Origin of the sequence: Mycobacterium sp. 1245111.1 (genome assembly GCF_001673405.1) — a bacterium.
Classification (GTDB): domain Bacteria; phylum Actinomycetota; class Actinomycetes; order Mycobacteriales; family Mycobacteriaceae; genus Mycobacterium.
Map to the genome: position 1 here is coordinate 1 of NZ_LZLV01000045.1, position 1,255 is coordinate 1,255.

General features: G+C 61.3%; 3 protein-coding genes. All 3 read left to right on the forward strand.

The genetic code is table 11. The features are described 5' to 3' along the window. Positions 1 to 78 precede the first annotated feature (78 nt). The 3 genes from A5658_RS29280 (at position 79) to A5658_RS29290 (ending at position 1,243) form a co-directional block, all read left to right on the forward strand. Positions 79 to 387, forward strand: coding sequence for a transposase (locus A5658_RS29280; RefSeq protein WP_067333240.1), 309 nt, complete (start codon positions 79 to 81; stop codon positions 385 to 387). Next, the gene (locus A5658_RS29285) at positions 384 to 647 is read left to right on the forward strand and encodes a hypothetical protein (RefSeq protein ID WP_369830500.1); all 264 of its coding nucleotides are present in this window, start codon (positions 384 to 386) and stop codon (positions 645 to 647) included. The genes A5658_RS29280 and A5658_RS29285 overlap by 4 nt, the downstream gene beginning before the upstream one ends. A gap of 362 nt (positions 648 to 1,009) precedes the next feature. After that, positions 1,010 to 1,243 carry an integrase core domain-containing protein gene (locus A5658_RS29290; protein ID WP_369830501.1) on the forward strand — a complete coding sequence of 78 codons (234 nt, stop codon included), beginning with the start codon at positions 1,010 to 1,012 and terminating at the stop codon, positions 1,241 to 1,243. Positions 1,244 to 1,255: the final 12 nt, after the last annotated feature.

The window sequence follows — 1,255 nt, forward strand, 5'->3', positions numbered from 1 at the left end:
CGACATCGGGTCTGCTGCAGGAATAGGTGACATCTGAGATCGCCTGCCCAGTGTGGGCAGGCGATCTCGGATGTCAGCATGGCAAGGCCGTATCCCAAGGAGTTTCGTGACGATATTGTCCGCGTCGCTCGCAACCGCGACGTCGGCGTGACGCTGGAGCAGATCGCTGCTGATTTCGGGGTGCATCCGATCATTCTGTCGAAGTGGATGCGCCAAGCCGACATCGATGAGGGCTCCAGACCAGGCAACGCCACTAGCGATTCTGCCGAGTTGCGAAAGGCGCGCCGGCGGATCAAGCTGCTCGAACAAGAGAACGAGGTGCTGCGCCGGGCTGCGGCCTATTTGTCGCAATCGAATCTGCCGGGAAAAGGCTTTACCCGCTCGTGAACGAGCTCGCCGCCGACGGGATCCCCGTTGCGGTGACGTGCCGGGTCCTCAAGCTTGCCCGCCAGCCCTACTATCGGTGGCTGGCCGATCCGGTCACCGCCACCGAATACGTTGCGACGCAACGGGCCAACGCGTTGTTCGACGCCCACAAAGACGACCCGGAGTTCGGCTACCGGTTCTTGGTCGAAGAAGCCCGCGACGCCGGACACCCGATGGCAGACAGGACTGCCTGGCGGATCTGCTCGGACAATAATTGGTGAAGTGCGTTCGGCAAGCGCACGCGGGGCAAGAACGGCAAGGTCGGTCCACCGGTCCATGATGATCTGGTCGATCGTGATTTCACCGTTGAGGCACCAAATCGGTTGTGGCTAGCCGACATTACTGAACACCGCACCGCCGAAGGCAAGGTCTATCTCTGTGCGATCAAGGATGTGTTCTCAACCGCATCGTCGGCTACTCGATCGACTCCAGAAGGAAATCACGACTGGCCACCCAGGCCTTGGCCAGCGCGGTCGCCCGCCGCGGCGACGTCGCTGGCTGAATCGTTCACACCGACCGCGGATCGCAATTTCGAAGCCGACGATTTGTCCACGCCCTGAACCAATATGACATGGTCGAGTCCATGGGTCGCGTCGGGGCCGCTGGCGACAACGCTGCTACGGAGTCGTTCTTCAGCCTGCTTCCAAAAGAACGTCTTGGACCGTCGCGGTTGGCTCACCGAAAACAGCTCCGCATCGCCATCGTCACCTGGATTGAACGCACCTACCACCGCCGGCGCCGACAGACCGCCCTCGGCCGATTGACCCCGATCGAATTCGAAGCAATCATGACCACACCGGCCACTCAGGCCGCGTGAAGGAAACTGTCA

Coding starts and splice junctions, on each gene's coding strand:
- A5658_RS29280 (WP_067333240.1), top strand. CDS start 79: ATGGCAAGGCCGTATCCCAAGGAGTTTCGTGACGATATTGTCCGCGTC.
- A5658_RS29290 (WP_369830501.1), top strand. CDS start 1,010: ATGGGTCGCGTCGGGGCCGCTGGCGACAACGCTGCTACGGAGTCGTTC.